Origin of the sequence: Parabacteroides sp. CT06 (assembly GCF_002257605.1) — a bacterium.
In the GTDB taxonomy this organism is placed as follows: Bacteria; Bacteroidota; Bacteroidia; order Bacteroidales; family Tannerellaceae; genus Parabacteroides; species Parabacteroides distasonis.
This window is the reverse complement of sequence record NZ_CP022754.1, coordinates 1805441-1823092: the sequence shown is the minus strand read 5'-3', so window position 1 is coordinate 1823092 and position 17652 is coordinate 1805441. Positions and strand designations below refer to the sequence as shown.

13 protein-coding genes are annotated in these 17652 nt (G+C 52.9%); 1 reads left to right on the top strand and 12 read right to left on the bottom strand.

All coding sequences use genetic code 11. From position 1 onward, the window contains the following. Position 1 precedes the first annotated feature (1 nt). The 10 genes from CI960_RS07915 to CI960_RS07870 all read right to left on the bottom strand — a co-directional run bounded on the left by CI960_RS07915 (position 2) and on the right by CI960_RS07870 (position 13208). Positions 2-985, bottom strand: a complete 984-nt coding sequence (locus CI960_RS07915; RefSeq protein ID WP_008772341.1) for a PCMD domain-containing protein — start codon at positions 983-985, stop codon at positions 2-4. 36 nt (positions 986-1021) lie between these two features. Next, complete coding sequence (locus CI960_RS07910) at positions 1022-2125, bottom strand: sulfotransferase (protein WP_005857428.1); 1104 nt, start codon at positions 2123-2125, stop codon at positions 1022-1024. Between the two features lie 3 nt (positions 2126-2128). Beyond that, positions 2129-3571, bottom strand: coding sequence for a sulfate adenylyltransferase subunit CysN (gene cysN / locus CI960_RS07905; RefSeq protein ID WP_005857430.1), 1443 nt, complete (start codon positions 3569-3571; stop codon positions 2129-2131). Positions 3572-3583: 12 nt separating this feature from the next. Further along, positions 3584-4492, bottom strand: coding sequence for a sulfate adenylyltransferase subunit CysD (cysD, locus tag CI960_RS07900; RefSeq protein WP_005857432.1), 909 nt, complete (start codon positions 4490-4492; stop codon positions 3584-3586). Positions 4493-4500: 8 nt separating this feature from the next. After that, positions 4501-5112, bottom strand: a complete 612-nt coding sequence (cysC, locus tag CI960_RS07895; protein ID WP_005862790.1) for an adenylyl-sulfate kinase — start codon at positions 5110-5112, stop codon at positions 4501-4503. Then, complete coding sequence (locus CI960_RS07890) at positions 5100-6653, bottom strand: SLC13 family permease (RefSeq protein WP_094582317.1); 1554 nt, start codon at positions 6651-6653, stop codon at positions 5100-5102. Before CI960_RS07890 ends, cysC begins: the two co-directional genes overlap by 13 nt. A 246-nt stretch (positions 6654-6899) precedes the next feature. After that, positions 6900-7709, bottom strand: coding sequence for a 3'(2'),5'-bisphosphate nucleotidase CysQ (gene cysQ, locus CI960_RS07885; RefSeq protein WP_005857438.1), 810 nt, complete (start codon positions 7707-7709; stop codon positions 6900-6902). 52 nt (positions 7710-7761) lie between these two features. Further along, on the bottom strand, positions 7762-9057 hold the full coding sequence (locus tag CI960_RS07880) for a TolC family protein (protein WP_005857439.1): 1296 nt from the start codon (positions 9055-9057) through the stop codon (positions 7762-7764). A gap of 42 nt (positions 9058-9099) precedes the next feature. Further along, entirely contained in the window at positions 9100-12180 is a 3081-nt protein-coding gene (locus tag CI960_RS07875; protein ID WP_005857441.1) for an efflux RND transporter permease subunit, read from the bottom strand. Next, the gene (locus tag CI960_RS07870) at positions 12177-13208 is read right to left on the bottom strand and encodes an efflux RND transporter periplasmic adaptor subunit (protein WP_005857443.1); all 1032 of its coding nucleotides are present in this window, start codon (positions 13206-13208) and stop codon (positions 12177-12179) included. Before CI960_RS07870 ends, CI960_RS07875 begins: the two co-directional genes overlap by 4 nt. A gap of 145 nt (positions 13209-13353) precedes the next feature. Here CI960_RS07870 and CI960_RS07865 point away from each other — a divergent pair, with 145 nt between their 5' ends. Next, positions 13354-14232 carry an AraC family transcriptional regulator gene (locus tag CI960_RS07865; RefSeq protein WP_005857445.1) on the top strand — a complete coding sequence of 293 codons (879 nt, stop codon included), beginning with the start codon at positions 13354-13356 and terminating at the stop codon, positions 14230-14232. Between the two features lie 33 nt (positions 14233-14265). On the opposite strand, the gene CI960_RS07860 is transcribed toward CI960_RS07865, so the two are convergent. Together CI960_RS07860 and hypD are read right to left on the bottom strand one after the other, a co-directional pair. After that, on the bottom strand, positions 14266-15171 hold the full coding sequence (locus CI960_RS07860) for a glycyl-radical enzyme activating protein (protein ID WP_005857446.1): 906 nt from the start codon (positions 15169-15171) through the stop codon (positions 14266-14268). A gap of 3 nt (positions 15172-15174) precedes the next feature. After that, on the bottom strand, positions 15175-17607 hold the full coding sequence (hypD, locus tag CI960_RS07855; protein WP_005857448.1) for a trans-4-hydroxy-L-proline dehydratase: 2433 nt from the start codon (positions 17605-17607) through the stop codon (positions 15175-15177). Positions 17608-17652: the final 45 nt, after the last annotated feature.

Genomic DNA, 17652 nt, shown 5'->3' with positions numbered 1-17652 from the left:
ATTAGTATATTAATTCTACGTTGTCTATCCAAAACGTATTTCCCGGAGAGCCGATATAGGCCCCTCCGTGGCTGGAGGTGAACTGCAACACCATATGCGTAGGTGCCTCGCCCGGCTCCGCCCAGCCTACCTCTTGGATAGGAACGCTTTTTCCTTTACTATTTAACGTATAACGTTCCTCTACTTGTATACGCATATACGGTTTATATTCGGGTTTGGATGTTATATTTCCATAAAGGATCGGGTAAGTAGCGTCATTTACCCAATCAGGGGTAGATTCCGTATAGCGTTGCACCATCGTACCGACCCGCTTGGAATAAACATTCCCTTCCGCGTCTTCCCATCGTTTCTGCAACAACAAGATCACCGCCAAGGAATCCTGCCCGGCCACCGTACTCTTACGGCTGAACCCCGTACTACGTACCCGATTCTTCTCGGGAGCGGCTTTCACCTTATAATCAAACCGCAACGCTTTCGGCTTCTTGGAGAAAGGCACTCCTGATTGTAACATCGCTTGAGGGTTTTTTGTTCCCTTGATCGGCTCATGCACCGTACCCAAGAAAACGGAGCCGGCGGCGATCACCTCGATATCCACCAAACCGAAAACCTTCACGCTCTCATAACGGGTCTCCATGCGGGCGCACATCCCATCCCCCCGTTTCTCCGGGAAAACAGACGTATTGGTTTTCACCACTCCCGCCACTTTCGCCATCACGTTGGAAGTAGCCCACGGAGAACCGCCCATATTACGAAACGCCGTATTACCGACAATCGTATCCGAGGGCCCCAGCTCATAAAGCCATTTCGTATTTCCCCCGATAATGCCAGACTCATGAATCTCACGGACAATCCAATTATCCATGTCTCCATAAGCGAAGGGCACCACATTCTCCGATGTCACCCCATCCCCGTCCGCGAGAACCACGGACAAAGGCATACAAGCGATTGCCAAAAATAACGCTTTCTTTCTTAAACTCAAACCCATCCCTCTATCAATTTAATACCTATCTAACCCTTTTATTTATAAGCTATAGCCCCATTCCTTCAAGGCCATGCCCCAATTTTCCTCTACGAGCCGGACCGTACGATCCTCGTACTTGTATTGGTTCTTCTTGTAGCCCTTCTTCTTGCCCAGATACTTCTCTATATCCGCCTTAGACTCCTTAAAGCCGGGTAAGTTTAATGACCCGTAAATATTTTCCGTCATGGCGAAAGCGTCTTTCTCGAAATCCTCGAACTTCACTTCCACCAGATTGCCTTCCGGTATCAGGTGCTTCTCTTCCTCGTACTTGTAGAAAAGACGGCGATATACCTCGATGAAGTTCGCCTCGATCTGCTCGTTCGTGATATCCTGCAAACGCAATGGCTGGATCGTATTCGTAAAGAAACTGCGGGTACTCTCGAATACCGTATACGGATTTCGCTTCAAGTAGATGAACTTAGCGTTCGGGAACATCTCCAGCAATGTCTTCACACGCCCCGTATGCGGTGGGTTCTTGCTCAAATACTGCGTACCGTTCGTATTCCAGAGGGAAACCTTAACCAGACGCATGAAAGTATCCATGAAGATCCGCCGCTCCTCCTCCGTGATATCGTTAAACAATAAGTAACGATCGCAATACTCCATCCAGCGTTTCGGGAAGAACCAGAAATTATAATATGTATAAGGCATCATGTTCGACAAGGCGAACTCCTCCTCTTGCGGAAGATCCACCTTCAACTCCATATTATCGGTCGGACGCTTATCCGGCATCAAGAAAGCCATGTTCTTCTTGAAGAAAGGCTGCCCCCAGAGCATCAGGTGCGGGAATACCGTCTGGTACGTCGTGGTATAACCGAAATGCTTATCGCAGGCGAAGATGTTATGAACAAAAGTCGTACCACTCCGCCAATGCCCCAAGATAAACAAGGGGTCCATCTCGAGCGGCTTATCGGCCAATTTCTTGAACCGGCTATCCTCGATCGGCTTCAAGGCGCTCAACAGGCGGCAAACACCGGTCGTAAGGCGATACTTACCCTTAAAGCCCTTGTCTATCTGCTGCCGGGCCGTCACCTTCCTGAACGTATCCCAATCCGCCCCGACCAACGTATTGATCGGTAGCTTATCAAACTCCAACAATCCCATATCCTATCGTTTTTCCGTTATACATTTCACAGATACGCCCTGCCGGCCCAACTCCTCACAAACCTTACGGATCGCCTCATAATGCTCCTCTCCGATTCCCATCTCCGGGAGGTTCAAGGTAGCCAAAGCGTCTTCCGTCACCATATCTTTAGCGTCCACACGGTCGATGATCATACCCACGGCGGACGTATTATTCGTAATCGGATCGATCAAGATAAACGAGCCGGTCTGCTTATTCCTCCTATACGGATCGAAGAACAACTCCTTGCCGGTAGTAAATACCACACGGCCGATCTCGTTCAGCTCCAGATGATCCACGGAAGACTGCTCCATCGTGTTCACGTTCACCTTATAGCGGATACTATCCACACGGGCACGTGTCGTATGAGTGGTCTGCTTGATGTAGAACTGCTTGTTCACGTCCATGGCTTCCTCATCCATCCACACCAGCATGGCCTCGAAATTACGGTCGCGGATCGGCAAGTTATCCGGGTGCACCAGCATCTCCCCACGGGAGATATCGATCTCGTCCTCCAAGGTGATCGTAATACATTGAGGCGGGAAAGCCTGCTCCAACTCACCCTCGTAGGTGACGATGCTCTTTACCTTCGAGGTCTTCCCGGAAGGCAACGCCATCACCGTATCTCCCTTACGCACGATACCGCTAGCCACCTTGCCGCTAAACCCACGGAAATCCAGATTCGGGCGCAACACGTATTGCACCGGATAACGGAAGTCCTCGTAGTTACGATCCAAGTCGATAGGCACGTTCTCCAGATAATCCAATAAAGACGTACCCTCGTACCAAGGCGTACGATCACTCTTCTCCACCACGTTATCGCCATCCAAGGCCGATAAGGGGATATACGTGATATCCGGGATATCCAGCGGCTCCACGAAACGTTTATAATCCGCCACGATCCGGTCGAACGTATCCTTGTCGAAGTCCACCAAGTCCATCTTATTCACGGCCAGTACCACATGTTTGATCCCCAGCAAAGATACCAGATAGGTGTGACGGCAGGTTTGCGTGATCACGCCCGTGCGGGCATCCACCAAGATGATCGCCAGATTCGCCGTGGAACCACCCGTGATCATATTCCGGGTGTACTGCTCGTGCCCCGGGGTGTCGGCGATGATGAACTTACGGTTGTTCGTGCTGAAATAGCGGTAAGCCACATCGATCGTGATACCTTGCTCACGCTCGGCCTTCAAGCCATCCAGCAACAAAGCGTAGTCGATATGCTCGCCGGCGTTGCCCATACGCTTGCTGTCACGCTCCAAGGCATCCAACTGATCCTCGTATATTTTCTTACTATCAAACAGCAATCGGCCTATCAAGGTCGATTTGCCATCATCCACCGAGCCGGCGGTCAAGAATCTCAGCAGGTCCTTCTGCTCGTCCTTATCTAGGAATTCCTTTATATTTAATTTTGTATCTGCCATGTCTCTTCTGTGTTAAAAATACCCTTCCCGTTTCTTCTGCTCCATACTAGCGTCTTGATCGAAGTCGATCACACGGGTCGTACGCTCGCTCTTCGTCGTGGTCATCATCTCCTCCACGATTTTCTCGATCGTATCCGCCTCGCTCTCCACGGCGCCGGTCAGCGGCCAGCAGCCCAACGTACGGAAACGGACCATACGCATACGGATCTGGTCCCGGTATTGCTCCGGCAAGCGGTCGTCGTCCGCCATGATCAAATTACCGTCGATCTCCACGCACGGACGCTCCTTGGCGAAATACAGGGGAACGATCGGGATATTCTCCAGACGGATATATTGCCAGATATCCAGCTCCGTCCAGTTCGATAGCGGAAATACACGGATGCTCTCGCCCTTATGCACACGGGCGTTATAGATATCCCACAACTCCGGGCGCTGGTTCTTCGGGTCCCATTGATGGAACTTATCGCGGAACGAGAAGATACGTTCTTTCGCACGGCTCTTCTCCTCGTCACGGCGGGCGCCGCCGAAAGCGGCGTCGAACTTATATTTATCCAAGGCATGAAGCAAAGCCTGCGTCTTCATCAAGTCCGTATGCACCTTGCTTCCATGCGTGAACGGGCCCACGCCCGCGTGGAAAGCCTCCATATTAGACTCCACGATCAAGTTCCAGCCGAATTTCTTCGCATAAGAATCACGGAACTCTATCATCTCCTTAAACTTCCATTTCGAATCGATGTGCATCAACGGGAAAGGAACCTTACCCGGAGCGAAAGCCTTCTCGGCCAGACGGACCATCACGGAAGAATCCTTCCCGATGGAATAAAGCATAACAGGATTCTCGAACTCGGCGGCTACCTCACGGATGATGTGGATAGACTCGGCCTCCAGCTCCTGTAAATGACTTAACTTGTAATCAGACATATCTTTTTTCAGTGTTTAATTTCTACTTTCGGTATGATCAACTCCAACAACCGGCTCACGGATTGCTCCACGCTCAATACGGAGGTATCCAAGGACAGGTCCGGACGCTCCGGCGCCTCGAACGGGGCGGAAACCCCGGTAAACTCCTTGATCTCGCCTTTCCGGGCCTTGGCATACAGGCCTTTCACGTCACGGCGTTCGCACTCGGCGAGCGGCGTACTTACGTAAACCTCCAAGAAATCCGCTTTACCGATGATAGCGGACGCCATCTCTCTCAACTCGTTGTTCGGGCTGATAAAAGCCGCTATGGTTATAACACCCGTATCGACAAACAGTTTACCCACCTCGGCGATCCGGCGTATATTCTCCACCCGGTCCTCCGGCGAGAACCCGAGATTATTGTTGATACCACTACGGATATTATCCCCGTCGAGGATGCGGCAAAGCAATCCCCGTTTATGCAACTCACGCTCCAAGGCGATAGCGATCGTGCTTTTCCCCGAGCCACTCAAACCCGTGAACCACACCATCACTCCCCTTTGCCCCAGAAGCGCCTCTTTATCCTCACGACCCAGCATACGGTCGAAAATCGGATAGATATTATTTTCTAAAACTTCCATATCATAGGTATTACAAACACGGAGATCAAGAACGTGATCAAGTTCAAGGGCAGGCCCACCTTCACGAAATCCGTGAACTTATAGCCTCCCACGCCTTGTACGATCAGGTTGGTCTGGTAGCCGATCGGCGTACTGAAACTAGCCGACGCCGCCATACAGATCACGACAAAGAATGGGGTCGGATCAACGCCTAATTGCGTAGCCACCGACAAGGCGATCGGGAAACTCAATGCCGCCGCGGCGTTGTTCGTGATCAACTCCGTAAATATATTGGTAATAATAAATATAATCGCCAGCAACGCATACGGTCCTAAATCGTCGGCCATACTAATTATATGGCGGGCTATCATGGAGGCAAAGCCGGAATTCTCCATGGCCTTGCTGATAGCGAAGGCACAAGCGATCGTTATCAAGATATCCCAAGAGATGTATTTCGTGTATTTCTTCGGCGGGAAGATCTTAGTCCACGCCATGATGATTGTCGTAATGCAGACAAAGAAGAACATATCCAAGCGCATACTTGGAACGGCCTCTTTCACGACTGGCAACTCTCCTACCGTCGCCCCCGTAATCATAAAGATCAACAGTCCTAAAGCCAGCCAACGTTTCTTCCTCGATACCGGCTCCGTTGCCTCATTACCATTCGCCAACATCAAGAAGACACTAGACTCACCCCATGTAGGGATAAAAGAATCGTCCGCCCACAACACCAAGGTATCGCCCTCATGCAACACCACCGTATCCAGATTACGGGTAAAACGCTGTCCGCCGCTTTTCACCTCTTTCACGATCGCCCCGTAATGGCGGGTAAAGTTAAACTCTCCCAAGGTCTTGTTGATACCCGGGAAGCGTGCGCCCAGCACGGCCTCCACCCGGTGGAAATTCCCGGGATTCTCATCCTCCCCGTCTTCGGATACCGTATCCGTCCTCGAGTCCGGAAGCAGCTTGTTCGAGAAAGCGAACAAATATAAAATACCGGCGATAGCGATAAAAATACCGACTTTCCCCAGCTCAAACATCGTAAAGCCCTCATATCCCGCCTCCAGAATCATGCCGTGCACCACCAGATTCGTAGAAGTACCGATCAAGGTACATATACCGCCCAATATCGTGACATACGAGAGAGGGATCAAGAATTTCGTGGCCGGAAGCTTCACCGCCTCTGCCCATCGCTTGATGATCGGGGCGAAAATAACCACCACCGGCGTATTATTCAGGAACGCCGACACGAAAGCTACGGGCGGGAGCATCCTCGCCTGCGCCTTGAAGACGGTGGTCTTCCCCTCGGGAAGCAGTTTCTTGATCAATTGGCCTAAAGCCCCGCTCTGCCGCACTCCCTCACTGACAAGGAAGAGCATGGCTACGGTTATCATCCCTTTATTGCTAAAGCCCTCCAGCATCTCCTTGGGAGTAAGAATGCCTACGCAGAGAAAAAACACGACCACTGTCAGAAGAACCATTCCCGGCCGCATCTTATCCCATACCAAGGCTGCGATCATGCCGATCAGGGCCAGCAACACAAACACTATATCAAAATTCATGTATTTACTTTTAAGAGCGCAAAAATAATAAGAATACTCAAGTGCGCACTCCTTTCGCTAACCTATTTTTAGGATTATATGGGATATAGACCAATAATGATTGATTCTGGGCCAACTTATATTCTTACAAGGTAGTCTTCTAAATTTCGTTCATAACCAAATAAACAAGAATGCATTGTACGGCTTGTAGAGACGGAGCATGCTCCGTCTCCCACCGCTGACAGTAACTTAAAATACACATCCCCCTCACTTCACGATAAACCACGGATTATGCAAATCTTCCTTGTTATAGCGAAGCGGGGTCTTGCCGTCGATATGATATATGTCGCAACCGGCAGACTTGGCGATGGCGTGGCCGGCGGCGGTATCCCATTCCATCGTCGGGGCGAAACGGGGATAGATATCGGCCGAGCCTTCCGCTACCAGACAAATCTTCAGGCTGCTGCCGCTACTGATCAACGTAACGGGCTTTCCCTGCTTGCGGAGATTATCGATGAAAGCGGTGGTCTCCTCCGTTTGGTGAGACCGGGACGCCACTACCACGACTCCTTGATGCGCCAGCGCTATCGGCAAACGTATCGCCCGCTGCTTCATCTCGTCCATCGAGGGCTGGCTACTGCTATCGATTCCCGTAAACTTATAAGCACCCACAGAGGAGGAGGCGAAATACAACTCCTTCCGGACGGGCACATAAATGACGCCCAACACGGGCACACCTTTCTCCACCAAGGCGATATTCACGGTAAACTCCCCGTTTTTCTTGATAAACTCCTTGGTACCGTCCAGCGGGTCCACGATCCACAGCGTCTCCCATTTGGAGCGCTCCTTGAACGGGATCTCCTTTCCTTCCTCGCTTAAGACCGGAAACGGGGTAACGGACAAAGCGTTTGTTATCAATCGATGGGCCGCCTTATCCGCCTTTGTCAACGGCGAGTTGTCTGCTTTTCTCTCTATCCCGAAGTCTGATTCGGGGTCGTTATAAATATCCATGATCGACTTGCCTGCGTCTACCGCAGCACGGATCGCTATGTAAAGATAATTGGCGTAGCTCATCATCACTTCTCGTTTTATTATTTGTTAATAAGCAAATATATGGAAAAAAAACAAATTAACGCCCTGTCGCCTGTAAATATTCCGTACGTTTGATCAAATAAGCCGTATAATCACCCGTATACTGGTCACGGCTTTGCTGGAGGAGCGATTGGGCGTCCAGAAGATCGCTCAGCGTTACCGTGCCCGCCTTATAATAGTCCGTATTAAGGCGGACATTCTCCTCGGCCGTCGCTATGGACTCCTCCGAGAGCTTGACTTGCTTATAAGACTCCTCCAGCTCGTTCCAAAGCTTCCGCATTTGCACCAACAGAAGCTCATTGGCGTTTTGGCGGGAATACTCGGCCGCCTTCACCTGAAGCTTTTGCTTCCGGATGGCGTGCGAGCCGCCCCACCAATCACTGATCGGAATCGCTACGGTAGCGAAAACCATGCCGAACGGACGGTCCTTATCCAGTAAGTTGTGATACATATACCCGGCTCCGATCCCCACGGTGGGCAAGTATTGCCCAACCTTCAGCTTTTGTTGAAGACGGGCGGCCTCCACGTTCTTCTCCAGCAATTTATAAGAGAGTGTCGTAGGGAGCGCCTCCTCATGGCTCACCCGGTAAAGCTCCGGGGAGGGCACCTCGGCGGGCAGCGTGAAATCGATCTCGAAATCATCTTCCCCGATACCGATATATTGGGCCAGCACCATCTTGGAAAGGCGCAAGCCGTTCTCCACCCGCAGGCGGTCGCTCGCCACGCCGTTCTTTTTCAACTGGACTTGCAGTAGGTCATTACGAGTCGTCACGCCGGCGCCGACCGCTACCTCCACATCCTTATAAAGACTCCCCACCAAGGATTCCACGATCTCGATCGTCCTTAATTTCTCGTGAAGGGAGATCCATTGCCAGTAATACCGCTCCACCGTCAGGGCTACCTCATCCTCGGATTGGCGCATCTGGTAACGGCTCACCTCGAGCGCCAAGTCGGCCAGCTTATTGCCGTTCACGATCTGTCCGCCGGCGAACACGGGCTGGATAGCGGTCACCCCACCCAGCAAGCCGTCATCCATCATCGACAACTCGAGAAGGCCCGGTATCACGCTCATATCCATCATCCCGTGGTTCGCCTTAAAAGCTGTTCCCACGGCGCTGACATTCGGAAAGTATTTCGTAAAGGCCTCTTTTTTTCCCTCTCTCGCCCCTTCTACGTCCAAACGGGCGTTCTTCATCTTCGCGTTATTCTCCAAAGCCATTTCCCGGCATTCTTCCAGCGATAATGTCCGCTGGGCGCTCACGGTCCCCACGCATAAGACGAGGGAACCGACGATGCCATATATCCATCTTTTTATCATCTCTTTTTTCCGCATATATTCATTCCTATATTATATCCTAATCCACATCCGTATCATTCATTTATTCCCGAATATCTTCCAATAGAAAACAGGCAGGATGATGACCGCCAAGATCATCGAGAAGACCGTTCCCGAGCAGATCACCACACCCATCGGCATCCAAAGGGAACTGCCGCTGATGATCATGGGAACCACGCCCACGGCCGTTGTAGCCGAGGTCAGGAAGATCGGGAGCATGCGTCGCCGGCCGGCGTCGAAGGCGGCATCCCTCGGGCTATAATGCTTATGAAGCCGCAAGTCTTGCGCATGCTCGAATATCAAGATAGCGTTTCGCACCACGATACCGATCAAGCTGATAACGCCCAAGACGCACGTCAAGCTGAAATCGATATGGAACGCCCACAAGCCCAGCGCCGCCCCGAACAAGGTGAGCAGCAACGAGGACAGGGCCGCCAACGCCAAGCCGATCTTCTTGAAATTGACCAACAGGAAGAAGAAAACAATGATCACGGCGATCGCCAAGCCCTGCATCAGCGGGTTCATCGTCTCGAAATCCAGCTCCTTGGCTCCACCGTACTCGTACGTCACGCCCTCGGGCAAGGTCGGGATAATACGGCTTTCCATGACTCGCTCGATCCGTTTCTGCATAGCGTTCTGGTTGGTCCCCCGGGTTACCTCGGCGAAGACGCTCAAGGTACGCACGCCGTTGCGACGGACGATCTGCCCCTCATTCCAGCCTCCCTCGATCGTGGAGACTTGCCGGAGCGGGACGCTCACGCCGGGGACGATGGTGGGAAGATACTGGTCGCCGACCTTATCGAACGCATCACCCTCCCCTTTCTTATCGGATCTCAGCTGGATCGGCAAAGCGTAATCGCCTTCCCAGAGGGAGCCAACCGAGAGGCCGTCGTAACGGATCGCCAGATCGGCCGAGGCCATCGCCTTCGTGATCCCGAGGCGGGAGGCTTCCACTGGGTCCAATCGAACCCGTACGTCGGGTAAGGCCTCCTCATAATTGGTGTGTACCCAGACCAAGCCGTCCATCTCACGCAACACGGCCATCAAGGAATCCCCGGCCTGCTTCAACCGGGCGATATCGTCTCCCATGAAACGGACCTCTAAAGGAGAGGATACGTTTTGGTAATCCAATTGCTTGAACTTCACGTAAGCGTCGGGGAAATAATCGGCGTAGCGGTCCGTATAATCATCCAACACGCTACGGGTGGCCTCTACCGAGGCGGTGTTGACAATGAACTGGGCGTAATTCTTCCCGGCCAAGTTCGGGGCGTAGGTAGCTTGGAAACGGGGCGAGGAAGTTCCGATAAAGGAGGTGACGGACAGGATGCGCTCATCTTCCGACAACAGCTTATAGAGACTATCGCTCACGGCGGCGGTACGGTCCAGCGAGGTTCCCTGCGGGAGATAGATCTCGACGGCGAACTGATCCCGGTCGGCTATCGGCATCATGCGCTGGCTCAATTGGGTGATCATTAGGATCGCCAAGGCAACAGTCAGGACGCCCAGACCGATCGTGGCTTTCGGGAAACGGAAAGTCCACGTCAGCGCCCTCGTATAGACGGCCTGTACGGTATCCAGCAGATTGAACCTCTTCTTGCCTGTATTCTCCCGCCCGGACTTCAATCCCTTCTTGATCAAGACCCGCTCCAGCAGCGGGATAAAGACCATTGCCACCGCCAGCGACACCATGAGGGAGATGGAAAGCGTCCAAGGGAAGAAGGTCACGAAATCCAACATCTGCCCCGTCATCGTGAAAAGCAACGGGAAAAAGATCACGCAGATACACAGCGTAGCCAACAAGATCGAGCTGAAATAGTTCTTGGCGCTATAGACGGCGGCGTACCAACGGGAATAGCCCTTGTCCAGATATTCCAGATAGGCGTCTATCACGATGATGGAGTTATCCACGATCATGCCCAATACCACGATCAAGGCGGCCAGCGTCACCGTATTCAGCGGGATGCCGCAAGCGTACATGACACCGATCGAGATAAAGACACTGATCGGGATGGAAGTAGCCGCCACCAATGCCGAGCGGAACGGGAAGAGTACCATCATCACCAAGATCACGACCACGATGGACACGAACAAATCCCGCACGAAGGAACTTACCGAGTCTCCCACCACCTTCGGCTGGTCGGCGATCCGGCGGATCGAGACACTCTCGGGAAGATCCCGCTCGAAAGCGTGCAATACCTCGTCTACCTCCTTTCCGTATCGTACGATATTATGGCCCTCACGCATCTCCATGGAAAGGATGATCGCTTTCTTGCCGTTGTTCGTTATATAGCTATCCGGCTCGGGATATTCCCGCACGATACGGGCCACGTCTTTCAAGCGGATCATATGCCCGTCGGCATCGGCCAGCAGGATCTGCTCGCCTACCTCCCGCTCCGAGGGATAGGTCACGGAAAGGTGGATGGGAATGTCCAAGCCGCCATTCTCCAAGGAGCCGGAGGCGGTGGTAAAGCCTTGGGTGAACAGGGTTGTCATCAGCATACGGGTATCTAGTCCGTAAGCGGCTAGCTTGTCTGGATCCAAGTAGACCGAGATCTGCTCGTTTTGTACCCCGTAACGGCGCAGGTTGGATACGGACTCGATCCGGCGCAGGCGGTCTTCCAGCGTCTCCATGTATCGCTGCAATTCCCGGTAGGTCTTGTCTTCCGATTCCAAGGTGATCAATAAGGCGGAAGTATCGCCGAAATCATCATTCGCGATGACGGCGAGTACGCCCGAGGGCAGTTGCGACTTGAAGTTCTGCAAGCCGAGCTTGATCTTCGACCAGACCTCGTCTTTATTGTTCACGTCGTCGTTCAGCTCCACCATTACGTACACCATTCCATCCCTTGACATGGAGTACGTCTTTTTCTTCTTTACCTCCTTGAAGGTAAACAGGTATCTCTCCAAAGGCTTGGCCAACTGCTCCTCCACCTCTCCGGAAGTCGCCCCGGGGTAAACACCCACTACCACGCCTTGGCGGATGGTGAACTCCGGAAACTCCTGTTTCGGCATGTCCACCAAACCCAAAATACCCAACCCGACCAGCACGGTAATCACCAGCAACGTGATCTGGTAATGACGCATGGTCCATTCGATCACTCCGTTTTTACGTTCTCTCATAACGCACGCACTCTCATGCCCTCACTGATTTTCTGGTAACCGCCTATCACGACGATATCCCCCTCGTTCAACCCTTCCAGAATAAACAAGCCTCGCTCCGTCAAGTCGCCCGTCCGTACGGGCGTAGCTTTCGCCTTTCCGTCTACGACCTTCCAGACGAAACGCCCCCCGTCGTTCGCTATCAGCACGGCGTTGTTCGGCAAGGCGATAGCCGGCACGGATTCCTCTCCCGACAGGCGTACATCGCAAACCATGCCGGGCAACAAAGCGCCAGACGGGTTCTCCAGCCGGATCTTCGCCTCGTAAGTATGGGAGATAGGGTTGGCCACGATACCTTTCTCCGTCACTTTCCCCTCAAAACATTGTCCGCCCAGAGCGGCTACCTTTATCATGGCGGCTTGATCGCCTAGCGTGGCGACCTCGTTCTCCGGGACGGCGATCTTCACGTTTACCGTCTCTATCCTTAACAAGGAGAAAACCGGTTGCCCGGGCTGCACGTTCTCTCCCGCCTCAACCATGCGCTTGCCGATAACGCCGCCGAACGGGGCATACAGGTTCCGGTCCTCAAGGTTTTTCCTCGAGATTCGCTCCATGGAACGGGCCTGTTCCAATTTGCTCTCCACCTCTACCCATTTCATATCCGGCAGGCTCTTATTCTCGTGCAAGGTTCTCATGCGGGCATAGGCGTCCTCCGCTTGTCGCAAGGAAGCTGCCGAGGCGTTATAGGCGTTTTCCAGCGTCGCCTTGTCTAACACCGCTAGTAGTTGGCCCTCACGGACCTTCTGCCCCTCGCCCACCAATACTCGCTCTACATTACCCATCACCTGAAAACTAATCGAGGAAGATACGACCTCCTCTACCGTTCCCACATAATTCCTTGTATCAGCCGGAACGGTCTTCGCTACCTTCACGATCTCCACCGGGATCTCTTTACTATCCCGTCCCTCTTTTTGACTGCCCGAACATCCGGACAGCACGAATACGACGGATAATAATCCTCCATAAACAATGCCTTTCATCCTTTTCATATCCTATGATTTATTATACCGCGAAGATGATGAGTTTATCCACTCCAAAGAAGTTCCGTTTTGCAACCAAATTGTCCCATTTGACACATTTCAATTGGATTATTCTATTATTTCACTAATTTTATCGCCCAAACAAGAATAAATTATGAACGTAACAGATCTACCTCAAGCTTGTATCTCTCTTATCGAGAACGTACCCGGCATAGACTTCATCGACGAGGATTTCGCCATATTCGATAACATCGACGATATTCCCTCGCTCGACCATCCGATGCGAATAGACGCCGTCGTATTCGCGCTTTGCACGAAAGGCTTCATGCGTATACGGATCAATATGGAGGAATATGTCGTAGGGGAAAACCATCTCGTATTGTCCCTGCCCGATCAGATCATCCAACACGTGGAACGTAGCGAGGACGTGGCCGGGATCTTCATCGTCATCTCCAAGAATTTCATGGAGGAGATCATTCCTCATATACAGAATACCTTGCCGGCGTTCTTCTACATCAAAGAGCATCCGGTCACTGAGTTGAATGCCGAGGAGATAGGTTGTATCAAGGAATATCATTCTTTTCTCTGGAAGAAAGTGAAAGCGAAAGGGCATCCTTACCGGAAAGAGATTGCCCAGAGCTTATTGTTGGCGGTATTCCACGAGGTTTACGGCATGTTTAAGAATCATATGCCGATCGAGGTGAAGAAGAGCCGGCAAGAGGAGTTGTTCGCAGCGTTCATACAAACGCTCGCCTTACATCATAAGCAGGAACGATCAGTAGCTTTCTACGCCGGGAAATTATGTGTGACTCCCAAATATTTATCCCTTTTGGTAAAGAACGTCAGCAACCGTACGGCCGGGGAATGGATCGATAATTACGTTGTCTTGGAGGCGAAGGCGTTATTATCCTCCTCCACCCTTTCCATCCAAGAGATATCAGACCGGCTAAACTTCACCAACCAATCCTTCTTCGGTAAATACTTCAAGCAACACGTCGGGATATCGCCTACGGAGTATCGGAAGAAATGGTAAAATGAGGGCGAGCAGTTCCCACCCCTATTCTAATTATCCTCCGATCAACGCAGTTATCCCGCAGGAGGCGAATTGATCGATACACCTTTGCAGGACTGCTTCGGAAGGGGTGGATAGCGGAAGGTGCCCGGGATTGTAGAGGGTTCCTCGCTTATCGTGCTTACCTTTTCCGATGTCGTGGTACGGGAGGAGATTAACGACTTTCCGCTCCCACGGCAAGGAGGCCAAGAAGATGGCGGAACGGGATATATTTTCCTCATCCGCATTGACTCCCTCGATCAACGGGATACGGATGAGGAAGTCTATGCCGGCCTCGGCGATCATCCGAAGATTGGAGAGGATACGCTCGTTCGGGACACCCGTGAAACGACAATGGCTACCGGAATCCATATGCTTTAAATCCACCAGAAAAAGATCCGTGCGCTCCATTACGCTACGGACGGTATCCGGCGAGGCGAACAAGGTCGTATCCACCGCACGATGGATTCCCAACGCTCCGCAACGATCCAGCAGGGCAACCAAGTCCGACGGATGCGACAACGGCTCTCCCCCGCAGAAGGTAACGCCTCCCTCGGAGCGATCCATAAAGACCGTCTCTTTCTCGATCTCACGCATGACCTCGTCGATAGAATACTCACGGCCGGACATCTCCATCGCCAAGGTGGGACAAACCTCGGCGCATCTACCGCATGTCCGGCACAGAGACCGATCCGTGACGATACCCGCCTCCGTCAAGGTCAACGCCCCGGTGGGGCATACATCCACGCAGGCCCCGCAACCTATGCACTTCTTTCTCGTATACAGCTTCTCCGCCCGGGGCGAGATGCCTTCCGGGTTATGGCACCATACGCAGGCAAGCGGGCATCCTTTCATGAAGATCGTGACACGGATGCCCGGCCCGTCGTTTATGGCGTATCGTTTGATATCGAATAACAGCATGGCTCAGAAAGTCTCTTGCTCCGTACGTGCGATCACGTCCGCTTGCAAATCGGCGTTCATATCGTTGAAATAGTCGCTATAGCCCGCTACACGGACCAGCAGATCCCGGTAGTCCTCCGGGCACTTCTGGGCGGCGTAAAGCGTTTCCGTATCCACGATGTTGAATTGGATATGATGGCCACCCAAGGCGAAGTAGCTACGAATCAAGGAGGCCAGTTTCGAGATATCCTCCTCCCGCCGGAGCAGGCTGGGCAGGAAGCGTTGGTTCAGCAGCGTGCCGCCGCTCTTCACCTGATCCAGCTTACCGAGGGACTTGACAACGGCGGACGGCCCGTGGGTATCGGCTCCGTGCGAGGGCGAGGTACCGTCGGAGATGGCACGCCCGGCCAAGCGGCCGTTCGGGGTGGCTCCCATCACCTTGCCGAAGTAGACATGGCAAGTGGTGGATAACATATTCAAATGGAAACACTCCCCTTTCGTATTCGGCTTGCCCTCGATCGCATCATATAAATCGTCGAAGACACGGACGGCGATCTGGTCGGCGTACGGATCATCGTTGCCAAAGAAAGGCGTACGGTTCAGGATCATTTGGCGCATCGGCTCATGTCCCTCGAAATTATCCGCCATCGCATCCAACAAGGCTTCCATCGTGAAGGTCTTATCCTCGAAGACGTGTTTCCGCAAAGCGGAAAGGCTATCGGTTATCGTGCCTAATCCGGTACACTGGATATAAGTGGTATTGTAACGAGGCCCGCAATTGTAGTAATCCTTACCCTTCGCGATACAATCATCGATAAACAGGGAGAGGAACGTGGCGGGGGCGTACTTGGCGAACATGCGGTCGATATAGTTGCTGACCCGCACCTTCATGTCCACGAAATAATGGATCTGGCGCATGAACGCCGCGTAAAGCTCCTCATACGTCCGGAAACCACGGGGATCGCCGGTCTCCAGACCGACCTTGCGGCCGCTTACCGGATCTACGCCGTTATGCAGCGTCACCTCCAATATCTTCGGCACGTTCAGGTAACCGGTCAGCACGTACGCCTCCTTCCCGAAAGCGCCCACCTCGATGCAACCGCTGCAACCTCCCTCGCGGGCATCACGCAGCGACTTGCCTTGCCGCATCAACTCCTGCACGTACACATCCGGGTTGAATACCGACGGATAGCCGTGGCCTTGGCGGATCACCTTGCATCCGGCACGGAGGAAACGCTCCGGCGTACGGGCACTGACGTGGATGGCGCTGCCGGGCTGGAGGATATGCAGCTCCTCGATCGTCTCCAACATGATATAGGAGACCTCGCTTACGCCGTCGCTGCCGTCCGCCCGGATGCCGCCGATGTTCAGGTTCGTGAAATCGTTATAGGTCCCGCTCTCCTTCGCCGTGATACCCACTTTCGGCGGGGCGGTATGATTGTTTACCTTGATGAAGAAGCAAGACATCAACTCTTTCGCCTCGTCACGGGTCAAGGTTCCGGCGGCGATCTCTTTCTCGTAAAAAGGCGCCAGATGCTGGTCGAAATGGCCAGGGTTCATGGCATCCCAACCATTCAGCTCCGTGATCGTACCTAGATGGACAAACCAGTACATCTGGATCGCTTCCCAATAGGTACGGGGAGCGTGGGCGGGAACCCAGCGGCATACCTCGGCGATCTTCCTCAGCTCAGCGGCACGACGAGGATCTTTTTCGGTGAGAGACATCTCGTCGGCCAAGTCCGCGTGTCGCTCGGCAAGCAGGATAGCGGCGTCGCAGGAGATAGACATGGCCGTCAGCTCCTCCTGCTTGTCCGTGGCCTCGGGGTCGTTCATGAAATCCAAAGCGCTTAGTTCCCCCTCGATACGTTTCTTCAAGTCCAGCAAGCCATATTGGTAGACCTTGCCGTCCAAAGCGGTATGCCCGGGGGCACGTTGCTCCATGAACTCGGTGAACATACCCACCTCGTACGCCTCTTTCCATTCCTTGGGGACGTGGCTGAAGATGCGCTCCCGCTGGGTACGGCCTTTCCAGTACGGGATCACCTCCCGCTCGTAAGTATCGATATCTTCTTGGGAGATTGTGTAACGTTGCAGCTCCCGGGTATTCAATATATGCAGGTCCTCCACGCTATGGCAGGTAAGTTCCGGGAAGGTAGGCACGGCCTTGGGGCGGGGCCCCCGCTCGCCAACGATCAACTCGTCCTCGCCGATATAGATCGTCTTCTGCTTGCAGATCTCAAGGAAGTTCAAGGCACGCAGGATAGGGATCGGATACTTTCCGTAATTCTCCCGATAAAAACGGGTCTCGATCAAGGCCCGCTCGATCGATAGGGAAGGTTGGGCCTCGAAGGTCTGCCGGCGCAAACGTTTGATACGGTCGTTCATCCCGAAATTGTTCGCTCCTACGGAAGAGACGGTATCATGTACGCATGAATGTGTGTGATGGGTCGTATTCATAAAATTATATGTTTTATCGTAGAGGTAGGATCTATCCGCCCTCAT